The organism is Brucella sp. IR073, assembly GCF_049065735.1.
Taxonomy (GTDB): domain Bacteria; phylum Pseudomonadota; class Alphaproteobacteria; order Rhizobiales; family Rhizobiaceae; genus Paramesorhizobium.
This window is the reverse complement of the sequence record NZ_JBAKHD010000004.1, coordinates 57,110-74,085: the sequence shown is the minus strand read 5'-3', so window position 1 is coordinate 74,085 and position 16,976 is coordinate 57,110. Positions and strand designations below refer to the sequence as shown.

Below are 16,976 nucleotides of genomic sequence, written 5' to 3'. Positions count from 1 at the left end.
CGCACCCGTGAAGTTTTGCACATCAATCATGCAACCAAAGCGTCAGCCTAGGGAATAAGCACCGTCGTGCCTGTTGTCTTGCGGTTTTCAAGATCGCGATGCGCCTGCGCGGCATCCTTCAGCGGATAGGTCTGGTTGATGTGGACCGACACCACACCCCTTTCGATAGCGGAGAACAAATCTTTCGCGGTGGCCTGGAGATCTTCTTGCTTGGCGATGTAGGTATTGAGGGTTGGCCGTGTGGCGAAGAGCGATCCCTTTTGCTGTAGGAGCGAAATGTCAAAAGGAGGGATGGGGCCTGAGGACAGGCCGAAGCTCACGAACATGCCGAGCGGCTTCAGGACATCGAGCGAGCCGGGGAAAGTATCCTTGCCGACCGAATCATAGACCACTTCGACGCCCTGCCCGCCCGTCAGCGCCCTCACACGCTCGACAAAATTCTCGGTGCGGTAGTTGATGACATGGTCGTAGCCATTGGCCTTGGCGAGTTCTATCTTTTCGGGCGAACTGGCTGTGCCGATGACCGTTGCACCAAGATGTTTCGCCCATTGCCCTGCGATAAGGCCGACGCCGCCCGCTGCGGCGTGGAAAAGGATCGTGTCGCCTTTTTTAACCGGAAAGGTACGCCGCAGGAGATATTGCACCGTCATGCCTTTCAGCATCACCGAGGCGGCGGTTTTGAGGTCGATACCATTGGGCACGATGACCAGCCGGTCGGCGGGGACGATGCGTTCTTCCGCATATCCGCCCAGCGTCACGATATAGGCGACGCGATCGCCGGGTTTCACGTTCGTCACGCCCGGCCCGACGGAGAGAACTACCCCTGCGCCTTCATTGCCCGGCGTGAAGGGCAGCGAGGGCGCCTTATAGAGGCCAGTGCCGGTGCGGAACAAGGTGTCGAGGAAATTGAGACCGACAGCTTCCTGCCGAATTTTGGCTTCGCCGGGGCCAGGCTCGCCAACTGCAACTTTTTCGTAAACAAGCACATCGGGTCCGCCGAGCTGATGAACACGGATGGCATGGGTCATGGCTGCACTCCGTTCCGGTTAAACGCCGGGAGCCCCCATCACGAGCAGAGCTACATCACGGCGCCGATGCAGTAAGATAGTTATTCGTGAGCGGGATGCCAATGCGCACCGCAGCGGAACGTGCAGCGCCGGAAGATTTTTACACGTCAATTGCAGGGTCAGAGCCTAGGGAATAAGCACCGTCGTGCCTGTCGTCTTGCGGCCTTCCAGATCAATATGCGCCTGATCTGCATTTTGAAGCGGATAGGTCTGGTTGATCTTGACCAATACTGCGCCGCTTTCGATGACCGAGAAGAGATCCTTCGCCGACGCCTCCAGATCTTCCCGTTTGGCTATATAAGTGTTGAGCGACGGGCGGGTGGCGAAGAGCGACCCCTTCTGCTGCAGGAGGGCGATATCGAAGGGCGGGATGGAGCCGGAAGACTGACCGAAGCTCACGAACATGCCGAAGGGGTTCAGCACGTCGAGCGAGGCCGGAAACGTGTCCTTGCCGACCGAATCATAGACCACATCGACGCCCTGCCCGCCGGTCAGCTCCTTGACTTGGCTGACGAAATTCTCGGTGCGGTAATTGATAACATGATCGTAGCCATGAGCCTTGGCGAGTTCGATCTTTTCCGGAGAACTGGCGGTGCCGATGACCGTCGCGCCCAGATGTTTCGCCCATTGCCCGGCAATGAGGCCGACGCCGCCCGCCGCCGCATGAAACAGGATCGTATCGCCCTTCTTTACCGGAAAAGTGCGGCGCAGGAGATATTGGGCGGTCATGCCTTTTAGCATCACCGAGGCGGCAGTCCTGAGGTCGATAGCGTCCGGAACGATGACCAGACGGTCAGCCGGAACGATGCGTTCCCCGGCATAGGCGCCAAGGGTCGCGACATAGGCGACGCGGTCTCCCGGCTTCACATTGGTCACGCCGGGGCCAACGGAAACGACGATGCCCGCACCTTCATTGCCGGGCGTGAAAGGAAGCGATGGCGCCTTATAGAGGCCGGTGCGGAAATAAACGTCAATAAAATTGAGGCCGATTGCCTCCTGCCGGATTTTGGCCTCCCCCGGTCCGGGTTCGCCCACCTCCACCGTTTCGTAGGCGAGCACACCAGGTCCGCCAACCTTATGAACACGGATGGCATGGGTCATCGCTACACTCCGTTCCGATTAAGCGCGGGATGCACCCAGGTTCGGGAAGAACTGCATCACGGCGCCGATGCAGTAAAGATAGAGGCCCGTCACCGAAATGCCAATGCGTACCCACAATGGCGCGTCCAGCGCATAGCAGATGGCCACGACACCCAGCGCGCACCAAGCGAGGAAAATAGTCAAATTGACCGGGCGCAAGCGCACGACGCGCACGGGATGCAGGAAGTTCAGCGGGACGAAGGAGAGAATGGCGGAGACGACGACAATGCCGAACGCCACCCACTCGCCCGGCTTGACGATAAACAGCGTGAACACCAGCATGTTCCAGACGACCGGGAAGCCCTTGAAGAAATTTTCCTTCGTCTTCATGCTCGTGTCGGCATAATAGATCGCGCTTGAAATCACGATGATCGCGCCGGAGAGGAAGGACAGCCCCTCGCCCATGAAGCCGCTTTGGTAAAGCGCGAAGGCGGGGATCAGCACATAAGTGACATAATCGATGATATTGTCGAGAAGCTCGCCGGACCAGGTGGGCAGGACATATTTGACGTCGAGCTTGCGGGCGATCGGCCCATCGATTCCGTCAACAAGCAGGGCGAGCCCCAGCCACCAGAACATGGCCGTCCAGCGCTCCTCGCTCGCCGCGACGAGGGAAAGAAACGCCAGGAAAGACCCGGATGCCGTCAGCAGATGCACAGAAAAAGCCCGGACCTGGGGCATGGTCACCCGCTTGGGCTTAAATGTCTCGGACAATTTCTCTTTCACGCGCCTTGCCAGTCTTTTTCGTTGGTCGCTCGATGGGGAGACCTTTTCGCAAATTAAGCTTAAAGAGCAAGGGAAAACGCGCGAGAGCGGCCCTTGTGACGATTTTTCCCGTGCCTTTCCTTTGGCTGAGGCCTAGATGACTAGGGAAGGTGGATGCCGTTTCGAAAGGGAATAAGCCATGGCCGTCACAATCGAGAAGCAGATCGCTATCGCGGGCAGCGGCCCGGCGGGCATGATCGCGGCGCTCGCGCTGGCGGGCCAGGGCCATGGCGTGGCGCTGATCGGCCCTCCCCCCAGCGAAAACGACCAGCGCACCACCGCGCTGATGATGCCGGCCATCGGTTTTCTTAGGGAGCTTGGCGTCTGGGAGGTCCTAGAGCCGCAGGCCGCGCCGCTTGCGACCATGCGCATCGTCGATGCCACGCGCCGCCTCGTCCGCAGCCCTACCGTCACTTTCCGCGCCGGGGAGATCGGCGAATCGGCCTTCGGCTACAACATGCCGAACACGGCCTTGAACAAGGTGCTTTTCGACGCCGTGGACGGCGAGCGGCGGATCACCCGCATCCTGGCGCCGGCCACCGGCTACCGGCATATGGCGGATCATGTCGCGGTCACGACCGATGAAGGCGAGATCGCGGCGCGGTTGCTCGTCGCCTGCGACGGGCGCGGCTCGCCTGCGCGGGAGGCGGCTGGAATCGGTGTGAAGCGCTGGACCTATCCGCAGACGGCAGTGGTGCTCTCCTTCGCTCATACGCTCGATCATGAGAATATCTCGACCGAATTCCACACAGAGGATGGCCCGTTCACGCAGGTTCCCCTGCCCGACCGCCGCTCCAGCCTCGTCTGGGTTGCCAATCCCCGCCTCGCGGGCCGGCTGATGGACCTCGACGCGGAGGCGCTTGCGGCGAAGGTAGAAATTCGAATGCATTCGATGCTCGGCAAGGTCACTATCGAGACGAAGCAACAGGCCTGGCCCCTCTCCGGGCTGGTGCCCACCGCCTTCGCCCGCAACCGCACGGTGCTTGCCGGCGAGGCCGCGCATGTGTTTCCGCCCATCGGCGCGCAGGGTCTCAATCTCGGCGTCCGTGACGTTGAGACTCTGTTGAAAGCACTAAAGGCCGATGCTTCCGACGCCGGTTCGGACCGCGTCATCCGCGCCTATGACCGCATGCGGCGGCCGGATGTGCTGGCACGTACAGGATCGGTGGACGCGCTCAACCGCTCGCTCCTCTCCGGCCTCCTGCCGGCGCAGGTGGCGCGCGGCGTCGGGCTCGAGCTTCTTCGTTCCTTCGCGCCGCTGCGCGGCTTCTTCATGCGCGAGGGACTCAAGCCCGGCAGCGGCTTCGTCAATCTCTTCTCCCCGCTTAGTGACTGGAAATTCACGCCCCGCAGCGCCAAATAGGCATTTAGAGAATGCAATGATGCGACAAGGACGATGGGCATTACTCAGATAAAACACGCGAAGTTCCAGATCGGCCAAGTCGTCAGGCATCGGCTCTTTCCCTTCCGCGGCGTCGTTTTCGACGTCGATCCGGAATTCGCCAATACGGAAGAATGGTATCAGTCGATCCCCGAGGCCGTACGGCCGCGCCGCGACCAGCCATTCTACCACCTGCTCGCCGAAAACGCGGAAAGCGAATATATCGCCTATGTCTCGGAGCAGAACCTCGTGCCTGACCTGAGCGGCGAGCCCCTGCGCCATCCGCAGATAGCGGACATCTTCGATCGCGTGGAGAATGGGATTTACAAGGTGAAGGTGCAGCACGCGAATTAGCGCGGATCATTGTTGAGGGATGCGCCCAGTCGGCGATTCAGGCTAACCGATGAACCAGCAACAAAAAAGGACGCCCGAGGGCGTCCTTTTCATTTCCTTGAAACTGAATCGGATCAGTTACCGGCCTTCGCCTTTTCCTGCTCGGCCTTCATCTTGGCCTCGAATTCCTTCTGGCGCTTCTGGACGGCTTCCTGAAGCTCCTTCTGGCGTGCTTCCAGTTCGGGCTGCTGGAGGCCGGGGCCGGTCAGCGCCTGCGAGAAGCCGGAAAGCGAAACGTTGATCGGGTTCGGCTTGTTCTGGAAATTCACCGAGGTCAGCGTCATCTTGCTGCCCTTCTGGAGCGCCTTCAAGAGGTCGTCCGACAGCACCACTTCGGCGATGCAGCGATCGGGGAAACAGATGCCGTATTCGACCTTCTGCGGCTTGTTGCTGTCGATCTGCATGCCGACGCCCGCCTGGATCAGGCGACCAGTGGGAACCGATACCTGGAAGATCTTGCGGTTGATCTTTCCCTTGATCTCGATGAGATTAACGGCGGTCAGCAACTGGCCGGAATCGGCGGTGACGATGTTCTGCGTGTTGCAGATATCGTTGTCCTCCTGCTTGGAGCATACCTTGAACCAGCCCTGCGGAGGCTGCTGCGCAAAAGCCGGGAAGGTCGCAGTTGCAAACAAAGCGAACGCGCCAGCAACAGCGGAGGCGGCAGCGAAAGTCTTCGTCATGGACATAGCGGGCAGGTTCCTTTCAGCGGTCTGGTCCATTTGGCGGTCACGTCCAGCTTGTCAGTGATGGGCGAATGCGGCAACAGCGTGACCGGATTGTTTCGAGAGGCGTGTTACACTGCTTGCCAGGTCAAATCCAGCGCCGAAAAGCCACATGTTCACAAAAACCCACCAATTGGTGCATTTAACCAACATGAAACCTTTGACTGCGAATCAGCGTTAAGCTCGGTCGATCGGAATCGGAATGCTCGGCAAATATATCATAACCCTCCTCCTCGCCGTCATGGGTCTGGGCCTCGGCTATTTCCCTCCGGCGCAAGCCGAGCCGACCCATGGCATCGCCATGCATGGCGAGCCGGACCTTCCGCCCGATTACACGCATTTTCCCTATGCCGACCCCGACGCACCGAAGGGGGGCAGCGTCCATTACGGCGTCATCGGCACGTTCGACAGTCTCAACCCCTTCGTGCTGCAAAGCATGCGCACCACGGCGCGCGGGCTCTTCCTCGACGGGGAATTCGGCAATCTGGTCTTCGAGCCGCTGATGCAGCGCTCCGGCGACGAGCCTTTTTCGCTCTATGGATTGATCGCCGAAAAGGTGGAAATGCCCGAAGACCGCAAATGGATCGAATTCACACTCAATCCGAAGGCGAAATGGTCGGACGGCCAGCCGATCACAGTGGACGACGTTATCTTCACCTACAAGATCCTCGGAGAGAAGGGGCGCCCTCCCTTCTCGACGCGCGTGAAAAGGATCGCCAGCATCGAGAAGACCGGCGAGCGAAGCGTCCGCTTCACCTTCGATGACAAGGGGGACCGCGAATTGCCCCTGCTTATCGCCAGCGCTATGCCGGTGCTGCCGAAGCATGCCATCGACCCGAACACTTTCGGCAATGCCTCGCTGAAACCGCCTGTGGGCAGCGGTCCCTATATCATCGGCCAGGTGCAGCCGGGCGCCCGTATCGTTTACAAGCGCAATCCCGATTATTGGGGAAAGGACGTGCCTTCCCGGCGCGGCTTTAACAATTACGACCAGATCATTATCGAATATTTCCGCAACGACACGGCACAGTTCGAGGCGTTCAAGAAGGGCATCGTTGATGTACAGATCGAGGGCGACCCTACCCGCTGGAACACGGAATATGATTTTCCCGCGGTCACGCAGGGCCTTGTCATCAAGGACAGTTTCAAGAAGGGCACGCCCAACAATATGCTGGGCTTCGTCTTCAACACCCGCCGGGAGAAATTCGCGGACAAGCGGGTGCGGCAGGCGCTGACGGACCTCTTCGATTTCGAATGGGCGAACCGTGCGCTCTATGCCGGGCTCTATGAGCGCACCGAAGGGTACTGGGATGGCTCAATGCTTTCCTCGGTCGGCCGCCCGGCGGACGCGCGGGAAAAGGCGCTGCTCGCCCCCTTCCCCGATGCGGTGGAGCCCGATGTGATGGACGGCACATGGCGCGCGCCTGTGACTGACGGCAGCGGACGCGACCGTGCGGCGGCGGAGCGAGCCTATGATCTTCTGTTAAAGGCCGGATTCACTTTCCACGACGAGCAGGCGTTCGACCCTTCCGGCAAGCCGTTCACCTTCGAGATCATGACGCGCGGGCCGGACGAGGAGAAGATCAGCCTCGCCTATGCACGCACACTCCGCCGACTCGGCATCACGGTCAATGTGCGTACCGTAGACGATGCGCAATATCAGCAGCGGCTGCAGACCTTCGATTACGACATGATTCTCGGCGCGCTCAGCGGAACCTTGTCGCCGGGCGAGGAACAATGGGGGCGCTGGGGCTCGATATCGCGGGATGCGCAGGGCAGCTTCAACTATGCGGGCGTCGCCGACCCTGCCGTGGATGCGATGATCACGGCGCTGCTTGCGGCGCGCAGCGAGGAAGATTTCGTCAGCGCCGTGCGCGCGCTCGATCGGGTGTTGATCTCGGGTTATTATTATGTGCCGCTCTACCATCCGCCCGCGCAATGGGTGGCACGCTGGCAGCGGATAAAGCATCCGGAAAGGACTTCCCTGTATGGGTTCCAGCTGCCAACATGGTGGCATGATCCCACATGAACCGTTCCGGAAACGCCGGAAAAGCAACGAGGTCGGAGACCGGCATAATGAACAGACAGATCACAATCGATGTCGTCTCCGACGTGGTATGCCCATGGTGCTATCTGGGCCGCAAGCGGCTGGAACGGGCGCTGGCGCTTCTGCCAGATCTGGATGTGACCGTGCGCTGGCGGCCTTTCCAGCTCGACCCAAGCATTCCGCCCGCGGGTAAAGACCGCAAGGCCTATATGAAGGACAAGTTCGGCAACCAGTCGCGCATCGACGAAATCCATGACCAGTTGATCAAGCTTGGCGAGGAAGACGGCATCGAATTCGATTTCGACGCCATCGAGGTGATGCCCAACACGCTCGACGCCCACCGTGTCATCCAGTGGGCTTCACAGGCGGGACCGGGCACGCAGGATCTGGTCGTTGGCAAGCTCTTCTCGTTCTATTTCGAGCAAGGCCTCAATATCGGCGACCATGAAGTGCTGGTGGATGCTGCATCCGCCTGCGGCATGGACGGCCAGATCGTGGCAAGCCTGCTTTCCACCGACGCCGACCGCGAAAGCGTGAAGCAGGAAATCGAAACCGCCCACCGCATCGGCGTGCGGGGCGTGCCCTGCTTTATCATCGAGCAGAAATATGCCTTGATGGGCGCGCAGACGGCGGAAGTGCTTGCAGACGCGATTGCACAGGCGGCGGATGGCTTCGAGCCTGGGCTGGCGGAGGATCGTTGAGCACCCTCCTTCTCCCTTGCGGGGAAGGTGCCCGCGGAGCGGGCGGATGGGGGTGGCGGCGATAGAGGAGGCTCCGAAGAATTACGTAACTGAGCCTACCGCCCAAATAATGCGCCTTACAGGCAGTCACACCGCGCTGCCTTTACCACCCCCACCCGGCCCTTCGGGCCACCCTCCCCGCAAGGGGGAGGGAAAGAGGCGTTACCCAATCGCAATCTTCGCCAGTTGCGTCATGATCACCGCGGCGCCATTCAGCCGCTTCTCCGGTGTGGGCCAGTCACGGATGAAGACGATGCTCTGATCCGGGCGGATCTTCGCCATCGAGCCCTGCTCGCCGATCATCTTCACCAGCGCTGCCGGGTTGGCGAAGGTCTTGTTGCGGAACTGAATGACGGCGCCCTTCGGTCCGGCGTCGAGCTTCTCGACATTGGCTTTGCGGCACAGCGCCTTGATGAAGACGATCTTGAGCAGATGCTGCACTTCTTCCGGCAGCGGGCCGAAGCGGTCAATGAGTTCCGCGCCGAAGCCGTCGATCTCCTGCGGCTCTTCCAGATCGGCCAGACGGCGATAGAGGCCCAGCCGCAATTGCAGGTCCGGCACATAGGATTCGGGGATCATCACCGCCGTGCCGATGGAGATCTGCGGCGACCAGTGCGCGTCCTCCACCTCGCCGGTGCCCTTGAGTTCAGCAACCGCCTCTTCCAGCATCTGCTGGTAAAGCTCGAAGCCAACTTCCTTGATATGGCCGGATTGCTCCTCGCCAAGCAGATTGCCCGCGCCGCGGATGTCCATGTCATGGCTCGCAAGCTGGAAGCCGGCGCCCAGCGTGTCGAGCGATTGCAGCACCTTCAAGCGGCGCTCGGCATTCGGCGTCAGCATCTTGCCCGGCGGCAGGGTGAAGAGCGCAAAGGCGCGCACCTTCGAGCGTCCAACGCGGCCGCGAAGCTGGTAGAGCTGCCCCAGACCGAACATATCGGCACGGTGGATGATGAGGGTGTTGGCGCTGGGGATATCGAGGCCGGATTCGACGATCGTCGTCGAAAGCAGCACGTCATACTGGCCGTCATAGAAGGCGTTCATGATGTCATCGAGCTCGCCCGGCGGCATCTGGCCATGCGCGACCGCGACCTTCAGTTCCGGCACATGGGTGTCCAGGAACTCCTTGATCTCCGCCAGATCGGAAATGCGCGGGACGACATAGAAGCTGTGGCCGCCACGATAGCGCTCGCGCAGCAGCGTCTCGCGGATGACCAGCGGGTCGAAGGGCGAGACGAAGGTGCGCACCGCCATGCGGTCGACCGGCGGGGTGGTGATGAGCGACAGTTCCCGCACGCCGGTCAGCGCCAGTTGCAGGGTGCGCGGGATCGGCGTTGCGGAAAGCGTCAGGACATGGATATCCGACTTCAGCTCCTTCAGCCGTTCCTTGTGCTTGACGCCAAAATGCTGCTCCTCATCGATGATGAGAAGGCCAAGATTGTTGAACTTGATCCCCTGCCCCAGCAGCGCATGGGTGCCGACGACGATATCGACCTTGCCTTCCGCGACTTCCTTCTTGGTCTCGGCAAGTTCCTTCGCGCTCACCATGCGCGAGGCATGGGCGACGCGGATCGGCAGGCCATGGAAGCGGTTCGAGAAGGTCTTGAAATGCTGGCGCGAGAGGAGCGTGGTCGGCACCACCACCGCCACCTGATAGCCGTTGAGCGCCGCGACGAAGGCTGCACGCAGCGCCACTTCCGTCTTGCCGAAGCCGACATCGCCGCAGATCAGCCGGTCCATCGGCTTGCCTTGGGCCAGATCCTCGAACACCGCATCGATGGCGGATTGCTGGTCGTCGGTCTCATCATAGGGGAAGCGCGCGGCGAATTCGCCGTAGATGCCGTCGGGCGGTGTCAGCACCGGCGCGCCACGCATCTGGCGTTCGGCGGCGATACGGATGAGATGTCCGGCTATGGCGAGAAGCTGCTTCTTGAGCTTGGCCTTGCGCGCCTGCCATGCGCCGCCGCCCAGCTTGTCGAGCGCGACATCGGTGCCTTCGGAGCCGAACCGCGACAGGAGTTCGATATTCTCGACCGGCAGGAACAGGCGGTCGTCACCGGCATAATGCAGTTCGAGGCAGTCATGCGGCGCACCGGCGGCGGTGATGGTCTTGAGTCCGACGAAACGGCCGATACCGTGATCGACATGGACGACGATATCGCCGGCTGAAAGCGCGCTCGCCTCGCTGATGAAATCCCGGTCGCGCTTGCGGCGCTTGGAATGGCGCACCAGCCGGTCGCCGAGAATATCCTGCTCCGCGACAACCACCAGATCGCCGGCATCGAAGCCGCTTTCGATGAAGAGCACCGTGGCGGTGATCTTGTCGCGCGACAGCGCCTTGACGGTGCCGAGGTTCTGCACCGTCTCCATCTTTTCCAGGCCATGCTCGGCCAGAACCTGCATGAGACGGTCGAGCGAGCCCTCGCTCCAGGCGGCGAGAAGGATCTTCTTGCCGTCCGCGCGAAGCTTGCCGAGATAGTCCACCACGCTTTCGAAGAGATTGACATCCTTCGCCGCGCGTTCCTCGGCAAAATTGCGCCCTTTATGCACATTCGCATGGATCACATGGCGGCCCGGCGTGTCGGGCTGCTCGAACGGCGTCAGGTCGATGCGGGTTCCGGCATCGACCGCGGCGCGCTCCAGCGCCTCGGGCGAGAGATAGAGCGTCGACGGCGCGACCGGCTTGTAGGGCACGGCGTCGCCCGGCTCCTTGCCGTCGCTCTGGCGCTTGCGGGCCTCATAGTGATCCAGCACCATCTTGTGGCGCTCTGCCAGCGCCTCATGCGCCAGGTGGTCGAAGACCACGGGCATGTTGCCGGCATGGTCGAAGATCGTTTCCAGTCCATCGTAAAAGAGCGGCAGCCAATGCTCCATGCCGGAGAAGCGGCGTCCCTCGCTGATGGCCTGATAGAGCGCATCGTCGCGCGAGGGCGCGCCGAAGGCTTGAACATAATTGCTGCGGAAGCGGCTGATCGCGTCGGGGCTGAGCGTCACCTCGCTCATCGGCTGGAGCGAAAACTCCTTGCGTGTGCCGGTGGTAAGCTGCGAGGCCGGGTCGAAGCTGCGGATCGTCTCCAGCGTATCGCCGAAGAAATCGAGGCGCAGGGGCTCATTCGAGCCCGGCACGTAGAGATCGAGAATGCCGCCGCGCACGGCGAATTCGCCGACATCGCGGACGGTGGAGACGCGCTCGAAGCCGTTCCGCTCCAGTCTTTGCGCCAGCTCGTTCATATCGACCCGATTGCCCGGACGCGCGACGAAGACCTGTGCGGCAATAGCCTCACGCGGCGGCAACTTCTGCACGACGGCATTGGCGGTCGCGAGAATCACGCCCGGATGCTTCTGCTCGCGCAAGCTCGCCATGCCCGCCATTGCCGTCAGACGGCGCGCCGCGGCATCGGAGCCGGGCGAAACGCGGTCATAGGGCAGACAGTCCCATGCCGGGAAGTTCAGCACCGGCAGATCGGGCCGGACGAAGCTCAGGACCTGCTCGATATCGGCGGCACGGTGGCTGTCGCGCACGATGAAGAGCACCGGGCCGCCATCGCCCTTCTCCTCGATGATGCGCGCCAGGCAGAACGCCTCATATCCATCCGCCACGCCATCGATGACGATGTGGCGCGCGAGGCTGGCTTTCAGTCCGAGTTTGGAAAAAACAGGCATGATTCTAGAACGTCATTCTCTGCCGGAAAGCGATGATGTCGCGGAAAAGCGGGGTGTCGTATTCGGGCGCGGTTTCGGCCTCGCCGGTCACCCATTTCAGGATATCGCGGTCAAGCACCTCCAGCAGCCGCTCGAACTCATCGAGCTCCGCATCGGACATTCCCGCGATATGCGCATCGGCATATTGGCCGAGGATCAGGTCCGTCTCGCGCATGCCGCGATGCCAGGAACGGAACAAAAGCTTGCGCCGCCGTGGGTCGAGATCAGCGCTGATCAGCGTGCTGCCCGTCATGCCTTATATCTCCGGATTGCCGCTTTGATATCGAAGCGAAAGGATGTTGCCGTGCATATAGCGCGGGATGATGGTTCTGTCAGCCTTGCAAGGCACAACGAACGCGGTAATGGTCAACTTATGCGCCCGTCCCTTCTCGATCCGCTCTTCGCTTCCGTCCAATCGCTTTCCGGCGTCGGGCCGAAAGTGACCGCGCTGCTGGGCAAGCTCCTCGGAACCGAGGGAATAAGCACTGAGCCGCGCATTGGCCAGCTTCTCTTTCTGCCGCCGCATAGCGTCATCGACCGGCGCAACCGGCCCGGCATCGCGTTCGCACAAGAGGGCGCGATCGTCACGCTGGAGGTGCGAGTGGACCGGCATCAGCCCGCGCCGAAAGGGCGGAACAATGTTCCGCATCGGGTATTCTGCCATGACGATACGGGCGAGATCGCACTCGTATTCTTCCATGCGCAGCAGGCCTGGCTGGAGAAGAGCATGCCGGAGGGCGAGACGATCATCGTCTCCGGCAAGATGGAATGGTTCAATGGCCGCGCCTCCATGGTGCATCCAGACCATATCGCCAGCATCGCCGACGCAGCCTCACTGCCGCTGGTCGAGCCTGTCTATCCGCTGACCGCCGGGCTTTCGCCGAAGACCCTGACGCGCGCCATGCGCGAGGCGCTGACGCGCGTTCCGGCGCTGCCCGAATGGATCGAACCGGCGCTGCTGGCCCGCGAACAATTTCCGAGTTTTTCCGAAGCGCTGAAGACGCTGCATGAGCCCGAAGACCCGGCCGACATCGCATGGGAGAGCCCGGCCCGGCGCAGGCTCGCTTATGACGAGTTTCTGGCCGGGCAACTGGCGCTGGCGCTGGTGCGGCTCAAGACGCGCAGGCTTTCCGGCAGGCCGCTGGAAGGTGACGGGCGCTTGGTCAAACAAGTGCTGGCCGCCCTGCCCTATTCGCTGACCAGCAGCCAGCAAAAGGCGGTCGCCAACATCATTGCCGACCTGAAACAGCCGGAACGGATGCTGCGGCTCCTGCAGGGCGATGTCGGATCGGGCAAGACTGTGGTCGGCCTCCTGGCTATGGCCCATGCGGCGGAAGCAGGCGGGCAATCGGCATTGATGGCGCCAACGGAGGTGCTGGCGCGGCAGCATTATGCCACCATCGCGCCCATCGCCCAAAAGGCCGGGCTGCGTGCGGGGCTTCTTACCGGCCGAGAGAAAGGGCGCGAGCGGCAGCAAATTCTCGACGATCTCAAGAGCGGCGGTATCCATATCATCATCGGCACCCATGCGCTCTTTCAGGAAAAGGTCGAGTATCATGATCTGGTGCTGACCATTATCGACGAGCAGCACCGTTTCGGCGTGCATCAGCGTCTGCAATTGTCCGCCAAGGGCACCGCGCCGGACATGCTCGTCATGACCGCGACGCCCATACCGCGCACGCTGGTGCTGACGGCATTCGGCGACATGGATGTGTCGAAACTCACGGAAAAACCGGCGGGCCGCCGCCGCATCATCACCGCCACAATCCCAATGGAGCGGATGGACGAACTGGTGGAACGGATGCGCTCGGCCATCGCCGAGGGGCAGAAAATCTACTGGATCTGCCCGCTGGTGGAAGAATCCGAGGTGGTCGAGCTCACCTCCGCCGAAGAGCGCTTTGAATCCCTGAAACCGATCTTCGGCGAGCGGCTCGGCCTTATCCATGGCCGGATGAGCGGCGCGGAGAAGGACGAGGCGATGCGCGCCTTCAAACATGGCGAGACACGCATTCTCATCGCCACCACCGTCATCGAAGTGGGGGTGGATGTGCCCGACGCGACCGTCATCGTCATCGAACATGCCGAACGGTTCGGGCTAGCGCAATTGCACCAGCTGCGCGGTCGCGTCGGGCGCGGCGACAAACCATCCACCTGCCTGCTGCTCTATAAAGGCCCGCTTGGGGAGGTCTCCCGTGCCCGGCTGCAGGTCATGCGCGAGACGGAGGATGGTTTCCGTATCGCGGAGGAGGACCTAAAGCTTCGTGGCGAAGGCGAACTCCTGGGGACGCGGCAATCGGGAACGCCCGGCTTCCGCCTCGCCTCAATCGAAGCGCATGGCGATCTATTGGAAATCGCCCGCAAGGATGCCCGGCTCATCCTGGAACGCGATCCTGACCTGGCGAGCGAACGCGGCGCGGCGTTGCGGATAATGCTTTATCTGTTCGGGCGGGATGAGGCGGTGCGGCTGTTGCGGGCGGGATGAAAACCATCACCACCGACGGCGTGGCGGAGCGACTATATCTGGCTCCGTACCGCCTAGTCTCGCTAATTCGCGCGCGCTTTTCTTCTCGACTTCGACTACTTTCCGCAACGCCTCGTTGATCCGCGACTGCCAGCCGGGACCTCCTGCTTTGAAATGCTCAAGCACATCCGGGCTGAGGCGGATTGTAGTACTCACTTTGGTAGTGAGCGCTTTCGGACGGCCACGCTGCACCTTGACCGTAGCGAACTTCTCCAGCCATTCGGGCGTGGATAAATCCGGGATTTCGTCGAAATCGGGGGGCATAGGCTTTCTGTTCGCGGTCATTGGCTTTCCTCAGGCTGATAATGCGGCACCTGTCACCGCGCGGTGTCCATACGAGAACGACCATCCGGCCAGCCAAAAATCCAACCGTGATGTAGCGGGTTTCGCCATAGTCGAACCGATCATCTTCAATCGTCAGATGCTCGCCTTCGAACACGGTGGCAGCATCGGCCATGTCGAGCCCGCGCTCGTTTAGCGTGTCTCGCCGTTTGAACGGATCGAATTCAATCTGCATTATTGTTACTACGATAAATTTTAAATGTCAATTTTCGTAGTAACAACATAATCAGCCCCCTCCCGCTATCTCCCATCCTACTCCACCGTCACCGACTTCGCCAGATTGCGCGGCTGGTCCACATCCGTGCCCATGAACACGGCGGTGTGGTAGGCGAGCATTTGCACCGGGAGGGCGTAGATCAGCGGGGCGATGATTTCGGGCATGTCGGGCAGGACGATGGTGTCGAGGGTCTTCAATCCTGCCGCCGACGCGCCTTTTTTGTCCGTAATCAGGATGATGCGGCCGCCGCGCGCCGCGACTTCCTGCATATTGGAGACGGTCTTCTCATAGAGCTTGTCATGCGGGGCGATGACGATAACCGGCATCGTCTCGTCGATGAGCGCGATGGGGCCGTGCTTCAATTCGCCCGCGGCGTAACCTTCGGCATGGATATAGGAGATTTCCTTCAGCTTCAGCGCGCCTTCCATGGCGAGCGGGAAGCTGGTGCCGCGGCCGAGATAAAGCGCGTGCTTGACGAGCATCAGCTCGCGGCAGACCGCTTCCACCTGGGAGGAGAGATGCAGCACTTCGTTGGCGAAGCGCGGGATTTCGGAGAGATGGCGGACGAGCTGTTGTTCCTGTTTTTCATCGATGGTGCCGCGCGCCCGGCCAGCGGCAATGGCGAGCGCGGCCAAGACCGAAAGCTGGCAGGTGAATGCCTTGGTCGAGGCGACGCCGATCTCCGGGCCGGCCAGCGTCGGGAACACCACGTCCGATTCCCGGGCGATGGTCGATTCCCGGACATTGACGATGGAAGCGATCTGCAAGCCTTGAGCCTTGCAATAGCGCAGGCTCGCCAGCGTGTCGGCCGTTTCGCCGGACTGCGAAACGAAAAGCGCAAGCGTGTCCTTCGACAAGGGCATTTCGCGATAACGGAATTCCGAGGCGATATCGATATCGACAGGGATGCGCGCGATCTGCTCGAACCAGTATTTGCCGATTGACGCGGCATAGAAGGCCGTGCCGCAGGCGGAAATCGCCAGCCGGCCGATCTTCGTGAAATCGACCGGAACGCTCTCGGGCTTGATCTTGCCGCTGGTGAAATCGAGATAATGGGCGAGCGTGTGGGAGATGACCTCCGGCTGCTCGTGGATTTCCTTTTCCATGAAATGGCGGTGGTTGCCCTTGCTCACCAGAAAAGCCGCGCCGGCCGATTTCTGCGCGGGGCGGGAAACTTCCTTGCCGTTTTCATCGTAGATGACAACGCTTTCGCGCGTCAGCACGGCCCAATCGCCGTCGTGGAGATAGGTGACGGTATCGGTGAAGGGGGCGAGCGCGACCGCGTCCGAGCCCAGGAACATCTCGCCCTCGCCATGGCCGATGGCAAGCGGCGGTCCTTGGCGGGCACCGATCAGCAGATCCTCGTCACCGGCAAAGAGGAATGCCAGTGCGAATGCGCCCCTCAGCTTGGCCAGGCTTTCGCGCACCGCTTCCACCGGCTTCTTTCCTCGGTCCAGTTCGCGCGTCACCAGATGGGCCACGGCCTCGGTGTCGGTATCGGTCTGAAAGGTGTAGCCATCGGCTTCCAGATCGGCACGAAGTTCCGCGAAATTCTCGATGATGCCGTTATGGACGATGGCGAGCTTGTCGGTCATATGCGGATGGGCGTTGCGCTCGGTCGGCGCGCCATGGGTTGCCCAGCGGGTGTGGCCGATGCCGATCGTGCCGGAGAGCGGATCATCCGCGAGCCGCTTTTCCAGATTGACGAGCTTGCCTTCGGCGCGGCGGCGCGTGAGCCGGCCGTCTTCCAGCGTGGCGACGCCAGCCGAGTCATAGCCGCGATATTCCAGCCGCTTCAGCGAATCGACCAGACGCGGAGCGGCAGAATTGACGCCGACGATCCCGATAATGCCACACATGCAAGCGCTTCCCTTTTTTCCGATTCAAATCAGCCGCAGATTGCTTAAACTGCGATTTGCCAGCCGGGTAATCACAATGT

At 61.3% G+C, this 16,976-nt stretch carries 14 protein-coding genes; 5 read left to right on the top strand and 9 right to left on the bottom strand.

Annotation, left to right across the window (positions count from 1 at the left end; genetic code table 11):
* Positions 1-47: 47 nt before the first annotated feature.
* From ACOWVG_RS09725 to pcsA, 3 genes are all read right to left on the bottom strand, one after another.
* Positions 48-1,028, bottom strand: a complete 981-nt coding sequence (locus tag ACOWVG_RS09725) for a quinone oxidoreductase family protein (RefSeq protein ID WP_420961781.1) — start codon at positions 1,026-1,028, stop codon at positions 48-50.
* A gap of 165 nt (positions 1,029-1,193) precedes the next feature.
* Positions 1,194-2,168 carry a quinone oxidoreductase family protein gene (locus ACOWVG_RS09720; RefSeq protein WP_420961780.1) on the bottom strand — a complete coding sequence of 325 codons (975 nt, stop codon included), beginning with the start codon at positions 2,166-2,168 and terminating at the stop codon, positions 1,194-1,196.
* A gap of 18 nt (positions 2,169-2,186) precedes the next feature.
* Positions 2,187-2,888, bottom strand: coding sequence for a phosphatidylcholine synthase (gene pcsA / locus ACOWVG_RS09715; RefSeq protein WP_420962399.1), 702 nt, complete (start codon positions 2,886-2,888; stop codon positions 2,187-2,189).
* A gap of 223 nt (positions 2,889-3,111) precedes the next feature.
* Between pcsA and ACOWVG_RS09710 the strand changes: the two genes are divergently transcribed.
* Together ACOWVG_RS09710 and hspQ are read left to right on the top strand one after the other, a co-directional pair.
* Positions 3,112-4,335 (top strand): UbiH/UbiF family hydroxylase, encoded by a 1,224-nt coding sequence (locus ACOWVG_RS09710; protein WP_420961779.1) that lies wholly within the window; start codon positions 3,112-3,114, stop codon positions 4,333-4,335.
* 33 nt (positions 4,336-4,368) lie between these two features.
* A complete protein-coding gene (gene hspQ, locus ACOWVG_RS09705) occupies positions 4,369-4,707 on the top strand; it encodes a heat shock protein HspQ (protein ID WP_420961778.1) in 339 nt (112 codons plus the stop codon).
* A 113-nt stretch (positions 4,708-4,820) separates the two neighbouring features.
* On the opposite strand, the gene ACOWVG_RS09700 is transcribed toward hspQ, so the two are convergent.
* Entirely contained in the window at positions 4,821-5,435 is a 615-nt protein-coding gene (locus ACOWVG_RS09700) for an invasion associated locus B family protein (RefSeq protein WP_420961776.1), read from the bottom strand.
* Between the two features lie 277 nt (positions 5,436-5,712).
* Here ACOWVG_RS09700 and ACOWVG_RS09695 point away from each other — a divergent pair, with 277 nt between their 5' ends.
* Both ACOWVG_RS09695 and ACOWVG_RS09690 read left to right on the top strand, forming a co-directional pair.
* Entirely contained in the window at positions 5,713-7,500 is a 1,788-nt protein-coding gene (locus tag ACOWVG_RS09695) for an extracellular solute-binding protein (protein ID WP_420962398.1), read from the top strand.
* Between the two features lie 47 nt (positions 7,501-7,547).
* Positions 7,548-8,219 carry a DsbA family oxidoreductase gene (locus ACOWVG_RS09690; protein ID WP_420961774.1) on the top strand — a complete coding sequence of 224 codons (672 nt, stop codon included), beginning with the start codon at positions 7,548-7,550 and terminating at the stop codon, positions 8,217-8,219.
* A 201-nt stretch (positions 8,220-8,420) separates the two neighbouring features.
* On the opposite strand, the gene mfd is transcribed toward ACOWVG_RS09690, so the two are convergent.
* Positions 8,421-11,918 (bottom strand): transcription-repair coupling factor, encoded by a 3,498-nt coding sequence (gene mfd / locus ACOWVG_RS09685; RefSeq protein ID WP_420961772.1) that lies wholly within the window; start codon positions 11,916-11,918, stop codon positions 8,421-8,423.
* Positions 11,919-11,922: 4 nt separating this feature from the next.
* The gene (locus ACOWVG_RS09680; RefSeq protein ID WP_420961770.1) at positions 11,923-12,210 is read right to left on the bottom strand and encodes a succinate dehydrogenase assembly factor 2; all 288 of its coding nucleotides are present in this window, start codon (positions 12,208-12,210) and stop codon (positions 11,923-11,925) included.
* A gap of 120 nt (positions 12,211-12,330) precedes the next feature.
* On the opposite strand from ACOWVG_RS09680, the gene recG reads away from it, so the two are divergent.
* Entirely contained in the window at positions 12,331-14,439 is a 2,109-nt protein-coding gene (recG, locus tag ACOWVG_RS09675; protein ID WP_420961769.1) for an ATP-dependent DNA helicase RecG, read from the top strand.
* A 6-nt stretch (positions 14,440-14,445) separates the two neighbouring features.
* Here the strand turns inward: recG and ACOWVG_RS09670 are convergent, their stop codons facing one another.
* The 3 genes from ACOWVG_RS09670 to glmS form a co-directional block, all read right to left on the bottom strand.
* Positions 14,446-14,670: a BrnA antitoxin family protein gene (locus ACOWVG_RS09670; protein ID WP_420961767.1), complete on the bottom strand. Its 225-nt coding sequence runs from the start codon at positions 14,668-14,670 to the stop codon at positions 14,446-14,448.
* Positions 14,597-14,995: a BrnT family toxin gene (locus tag ACOWVG_RS09665; RefSeq protein ID WP_420961765.1), complete on the bottom strand. Its 399-nt coding sequence runs from the start codon at positions 14,993-14,995 to the stop codon at positions 14,597-14,599. The genes ACOWVG_RS09670 and ACOWVG_RS09665 overlap by 74 nt, the downstream gene beginning before the upstream one ends.
* A 77-nt stretch (positions 14,996-15,072) precedes the next feature.
* Positions 15,073-16,896 carry a glutamine--fructose-6-phosphate transaminase (isomerizing) gene (glmS, locus tag ACOWVG_RS09660; protein WP_420961764.1) on the bottom strand — a complete coding sequence of 608 codons (1,824 nt, stop codon included), beginning with the start codon at positions 16,894-16,896 and terminating at the stop codon, positions 15,073-15,075.
* Positions 16,897-16,976 lie beyond the last annotated feature (80 nt).